The organism is Streptomyces sp. SID5910 (assembly GCF_009862125.1).
GTDB lineage: Bacteria > Actinomycetota > Actinomycetes > Streptomycetales > Streptomycetaceae > Streptomyces.
The window spans coordinates 1-5,625 of the sequence record NZ_WWHX01000008.1; the positions used below are offsets into that span (position 1 = coordinate 1).

Annotated in this window: 6 protein-coding genes; 3 read left to right on the forward strand and 3 right to left on the reverse strand. The window is 74.5% G+C overall.

What is annotated here, in order from left to right; genetic code table 11:
- Positions 1–185, reverse strand: a 185-nt coding sequence (locus tag GTW67_RS00485) for a thioredoxin domain-containing protein (protein WP_161162793.1), incomplete at its 3' end; no start/stop codon positions are given.
- Positions 186–314: 129 nt separating this feature from the next.
- Between GTW67_RS00485 and GTW67_RS00490 the strand changes: the two genes are divergently transcribed.
- From GTW67_RS00490 to GTW67_RS00500, 3 genes are all read left to right on the forward strand, one after another.
- Positions 315–557, forward strand: a complete 243-nt coding sequence (locus GTW67_RS00490; RefSeq protein WP_161162794.1) for a DUF397 domain-containing protein — start codon at positions 315–317, stop codon at positions 555–557.
- Between the two features lie 160 nt (positions 558–717).
- Positions 718–1,620 (forward strand): universal stress protein, encoded by a 903-nt coding sequence (locus GTW67_RS00495; protein WP_161162795.1) that lies wholly within the window; start codon positions 718–720, stop codon positions 1,618–1,620.
- 96 nt (positions 1,621–1,716) lie between these two features.
- Positions 1,717–2,214 carry a hypothetical protein gene (locus GTW67_RS00500; protein WP_161162796.1) on the forward strand — a complete coding sequence of 166 codons (498 nt, stop codon included), beginning with the start codon at positions 1,717–1,719 and terminating at the stop codon, positions 2,212–2,214.
- Positions 2,215–2,222: 8 nt separating this feature from the next.
- Here GTW67_RS00500 and GTW67_RS00505 read toward each other — a convergent pair whose 3' ends face one another.
- Both GTW67_RS00505 and GTW67_RS00510 read right to left on the reverse strand, forming a co-directional pair.
- Entirely contained in the window at positions 2,223–4,199 is a 1,977-nt protein-coding gene (locus tag GTW67_RS00505; protein ID WP_161162797.1) for an N-acetylmuramoyl-L-alanine amidase, read from the reverse strand.
- A 263-nt stretch (positions 4,200–4,462) separates the two neighbouring features.
- On the reverse strand, positions 4,463–5,605 hold the full coding sequence (locus GTW67_RS00510) for an aminoglycoside phosphotransferase family protein (protein ID WP_161162798.1): 1,143 nt from the start codon (positions 5,603–5,605) through the stop codon (positions 4,463–4,465).
- Positions 5,606–5,625: the final 20 nt, after the last annotated feature.

The window sequence follows — 5,625 nt, forward strand, 5'->3', positions numbered from 1 at the left end:
GTCTCGAACTCCTCGCAGACGGGGCACCGCGGATCCTCGTACAGCTGCACCGTCGTGCTCGCGTCCGGATCACCCACCAGAACGGTGGCACCGTCCTTGCCGAGCTTCTCCGGCAGTTCCTCCGCCCCGGCGAAGTCGGGTGCCGCCTTCGCCGCCTGTTGCCCACAGCCGGCCAGCGCCAGCACCGCCTCCCCATGAGCTGCCCGGGCGCCGCGGCGCCGATCTTCCGAAAGGCACGCCCCGCGCGGCCTGTCGGCGGTCCGAACCGGTCGCTAGGCTGGCCCGCGGACGACGTAACCGGGAGGAGCACGGACGTGGCCGAGAGCACCACCCACCAGCGCCCGATCATGGGCTGGGACAAGCCGGAGCTGGACCTCAGCAACGCGCAGTGGCAGTCCAGCAGCCGAGGACTGGGGGATGTCCAGATCGCCTTCGTCGAGGGCTTCATCGCCATGCGCAACAGCGGCAGCCCGGAAAAACCCTCCCTGATCTTCACCCCGGCGGAGTGGGGCGCTTTCGTGTCGGGAGCACGCGAAGGGGAGTTCGACCTCACCTGACCCCGGGCACGGGACGCGCCGGCCGGGGACCGTCCGGCCGATCCGGGGGTGTTCCCCCCGAATTTCCGGACACGCGACCCTGAGCGCCCCGTCGCGGCCGACGCCTGAGCGAGGCTGACGCCACGAGGGGGAAGGTCGTCCTTCCGGAGGTGAGGAACCCATGAGCACCCTGCCGGTCATCGCGGCGGTCGACGGTTCGCAGGACAGCCTGCGCGCACTGGACTGGGCCGTCGACGCGGCCCGCGGGCGCGCCGCGCCCCTGCGGGTGGTGCACGTGCGGCAGTACGCCGCCTGGGCCCAGGGCGACGTCCTGGTCGCCGGCCCACCCGACACCGGCGAGGACCCGGTCCTGGAGGAGGCCCGCACCCGACTGGGGGACCGGGCCGACGCACCGGTGACGGAGTACCTCGGCATGGAGGGCGTACCGGGCGCCGCCCTGCCGGAACTCGGCGCCGACGCCCAGCTGCTGGTGCTCGGCTCCCGCGGCCGCGGCGGATTCGCCAGCCTGCTGCTCGGCTCCAACAGCCTGGCCGCCGCCCGCGACGCCGAGTGCCCGGTCGTCGTGGTGCCCCGCCCCGGCCGCGAGGTGCACGGCGAGCCACCGGCCGAGCCCGGGCCCCGGGTGGTCGTCGGCCTGCACGTCGACAGCCCCGACGACGCCGTGCTGTCCTTCGCCTTCGCCGAGGCCGAGCGGCGCGACGCCCGCCTCCAGGTGGTCGTCGCCTACCCGTGGCCGGTGCAGACCTGGGCCGCCGCCGGCCAGATGATGCCCCTGGTGATCGACGAGGTCTCCGTCGAGAGCGAGACCCGCGTCCTCGCCGACGGCCTCCTCGCCCCCTGGCGGGGACGCCACCCCGACGTCCGCGCCGACACCCACGTCGTCGCCGGTGACGCGGCCGGACACCTCGTCGCCGCCTCCCGGGACGCCGAACTGGTCGTCGTCGGCCGCCACCGCCGGCGCCTGCTGGCCCCCGCCCGCATGATGGGCTCCGTCACCCACGCCGTCCTGCTGCACGCGGCGTCCCCCGTCGCGGTGGTGCCGCCCGCCCCGCCGGAGGAGTGACCCGCCTGGCACCCCGGGGCGACCGGCCGCGGCACCTCGCGCCCCGGACGGTCGCCCGCACTCCGTCCAGGGGGTCCGGCCACGTACCATGGCGGCATGTCGTTCCTCCGCCGCCGCAGCGCCACCCCCGCCGGGCCCGACTTCGACGTTCTGGCCATGGACCCGGGCGACTGGCCCGGGAACCTGGGCGCCGGACTGCTCCCCGCGCCCGACGGCAGCTGCCAGGGCGTCTTCCTGCGCTACGACCTGTTCGGCGGCCGCGGCCCCGCGATGATCATCGGGAACCTGCCGGAGGGCTCCCCGGCCCGCGAGGTCCCCGAGGGCGAGATCCCCTTCGAGGTGGCCCAGCTGCTGCTGGCCCTGGAGAACGACGAGGAGATCACCGTCGTCGGCACCGAGGACGTGCCGGTCATGCAGGGCGACAACCTGCTGATCGTGCGCCGCCTCAAGCTCTCCGAGGGCCGGATCTCCTGCGTGCAGTTCGACCGCAGCGACAATGTCCTGGTGACCATCGCCGCCTGGGACCGCCCCATCACCGACGACCTGTACGCCCTGCTGAAGCCGCTCCCGGCGGAGCTTTTCCAGCAGGGCTGAGCAGGCCGCTAGCGAGCGGTCGTGAGCGTGACGTCCGCGGCCCGCACGTACGCCACCCGGTGGCCGTACTGGATCTCGTAGTACCGGTCCCGGCCCCGCACCACCCGGTGCGACGCCTCGTCGAAGGTGACCGCGTAGTAGTACTCGCCGGGCACCTCGTCGCCCACCACGTACGCCTGCCCCTTCGGCAGCGTGTACGACAGCGGTGACACGGCCTGGACGGGAACGCCCGCCGGGTAGGCGGCCTGCTCCGGGTACGCGCGCCCGTACACCGGGACGCTCTCCAGGCCGGCGCGCGGGGTGATCAGCCGGCCCGAGGCCGGTACCGCCGCCGGGTGCTTCCTCGGGCTGTGGAACCAGGCCTTCTGGCCCAGGTACCAGATGGCCGTCCAGTCGCCCCACCGGCCGGCCACCGCGAACTGCTGGCCCGTTGAGACCCGCGAGGACAGGTCGTTCACCCCGGTCGTCGGGGTGGTGCCGAGCCCCACGTCCTTGATCAGCGGCGCGTTCACGTCGTGGTCGGAGTACAGCCGCACCTCGCTGGAACCGTGCTCCGCGCACGGCACGCCCGCCGTCTCGCAGCCCGTGTACTCGGGCCGGTTCGTGTCGTAGTCGGGGCGGATCGTCACCAGCTTCGCCTTCGTGCCGGCGGTCGGCGTGACCGGCCGGCCCAGCAGCTGGAAGTAGTGCCGCCAGTCCCAGTACGGGCCCGGGTCGGTGTGCATGCCGGGGACGGTCGAGGTGGTCGGGCCGGGCACGTTGTCGTGGCCCAGGATGTGCTGCCGGTCCAGCGGGATGTCGTACTTCCGCGCCAGGTACTTCACCAGCCGCGCCGACGACCGGTACATCGCCTCCGTGTACCAGGCGTCCGGGTCCGCGAGGAAGCCCTCGTGCTCCAGGCCGACCGAGTTCGCGTTGACGTACCAGTTGCCCGCGTGCCAGGCCACGTCCTCGGCCTTCACGTGCTGCGCGATGTGGCCGTCGGTGGAGCGCAGCGTGTAGTTCCAGGAGACGTAGGTCGGGTCCTGCACCATGTTCAGGACACCGTTCCAGGTGCCCTCCGTGTCGTGCACGACGATGTACCGGATGCGCTGGGAGGCGGGCCGGTTCCCCAGGTCGTGGTTGCCGTAGTCGCCGTCGCCGAACTCCTCGTACGGCGCCGGGATCCACTCGCACGACACCGACGCCGGGCACTCGGTGCCGGCGGCGGACGCCGCGCGCAGGCCGGTGTGCGCCAGCTGCGCGGTGTCGGGGGCCACACCGGGGCGGGCGGCCAGCGCGATCCGCTGACCGGAGTCCGTGGTCCGCCGCTCGCCGGTGCGGATCACCCCGTACACGTCGTCGGCGTACGCCGCGGCCGTCGCGGAGTCGTCGGCGCCCGAGAAGCGGGCCACCGCCCCGTACCAGTCCGCCGGGTCCTCGCTGAGCGGCTCGCCCAGCTCGCGCTGGGCGGCGGCCAGCAGTGCGGCACCGCCCTCCACGTTCGCGGCCGGGTCGGTGCGCAGCGCGTCCCGGCTCAGCCCGGTCAGCTCGGCCGCCCTCGGCAGTGTGGTCAGCCGGGCCGGCAGCTCGGTGTCCGCCGGTACGTCCGCCTCCCGCGGCCGCAGCCGGTCGCGGGCGTCGTCGCCGCGCGGGTCCTCGGCGCCCCCGCCGTGGTGCGAGGCCCCGGCGAGCGCGGTGCGGGCGTCGGTGAGGTGCATGGGGCCGTAGCCGCCGGTCACGCTCGGGGCACCGCCGTGGGTGTCCCAGCGGGACTGGAGATAGGAGACGCCGAGCAGCACCGACTGCGGCACGTGGTACTCGGCCGCGGCGGCGGCGAACGCCCGCTGGAGAGCGTCGGGTGCGGGCGGCGCGGCGGGCCCGGCGGCGGACGGTGCCGCGCCGAGCAGCGGCAGCATCAGCGCCGCCGCGGCCAGGGCGCCGGCCGTCGTACGGACGCGTCTGCCGCCGCGGGCGGGCTCGGGAACGGTGGCGGATCCTCGCAAAGCGGCCTCCTGTGACGGTCGGGCGTAGCGGGGCGTGCGGGACCGGGCGTGGGGTCAGTGGTACCCGGCGGTCCGACGATCCGTCAATCATGCCGACACGGCGGCGATTTCCCACGTCAACAGGGCTCCCGGCGAGTTTCGTGGCGGCGGCCCACGGGCCTGCGGGGCGTCAGTGGCGTACACCAATGGCCCCTCCCACCGGGCGCGGACACACGAAATCCGCGGTGCGCCCTGTGCGGGGCGCACCGCGGATTCCCGTCTCGTCAGCGCGTGCCGACCGCCGCGCGCACGGCCCGCCGGGCCATCTGGCAGTCGTCGTGCAGCCGACGCAGCAGCAGCCGCTGCTCCTCCCCGGAGGGCAGGGCACCCGCGGGCGCCGCCGTCTGCGCCACGGGGGCCGCGTCCTGCATGGAGCGCTGCACGGCCGTCTCGTACGTACGGATCTCCCGGGTCAGCACCAGCATCAGGTTCACCAAGAACGCGTCGCGTGCCGCGGGACCCTGCGCCTGGGCGATCTGGCTGATCTGGCGGCGCGCCACGGGGGCCTCACCGAGCACCGACCACAGGGTCGCCAGGTCGTACCCCGGCAGATACCAGCCCGCGTGCTCCCAGTCCACCAGCACCGGACCGGCGGGCGACATCAGGATGTTGGACAGCAGCGCGTCACCGTGGCAGAACTGGCCCATGCCCTGACGCCCGGCCGCGTGGGCGATGCCGTGCAGCAGCTTCTGGAGGTCGCCCAGGTCCCGGTCGGTGAGCAGCCCGAGCTCGTGGTACCGGGAGATCCGCGCCGCGTAGTCCAGCGGGGCGTCGAAGGTCCCGGCCGGCGGCCGCCAGGCGTTGAGCCGGCAGATCGCGCCGAGCGCCGCCCTGATGTCCGTCCGCGGCGGCGTCTCCAGCGGATGCCGTTGGAGTGCCGCCGGCCGCCCCGGCATCCGCTCGATGACCAGCGTGCCGTTGTCCGGATCCGCCGCGATCAGCCTCGGCACCCGCACCGGCGGGCGGTGCCGGACGAACGAGCGGTATGCCCCTATCTCGTGCCGGATCCGCTCACCCCACGCGGGGGAGAGGTCCAGTAAACACTTGGCGACCGCCGTGCTGCGCCCGGTCGTGCCGACCAGGAGCACGGACCGCCCGCTGCGGCGCAGCACCTGCACCGGCGCGAACTCCGGGCAGATCCGCTGCACGGAGGCGATGGCCGTGCGCAGTTGGGCGCCCTGGGCGCCGGAGAGGTCGATCCTGCCGCTGAGCGGCTGCGTGCCGGCTCCCGCGCCGCGCCGCGCCCTGCCCGCCCCGAGCACCGGGGCCGCCGGACGCGCGGGGGCGAGGTAGGGGCCGCCGCCCGCCGCCGGGCGGGGGTGGAGCGATCGCTGGGGGGCGGACACGGAGGACGATGCTGCGTACATGGGCGATACAGATCCCTTCG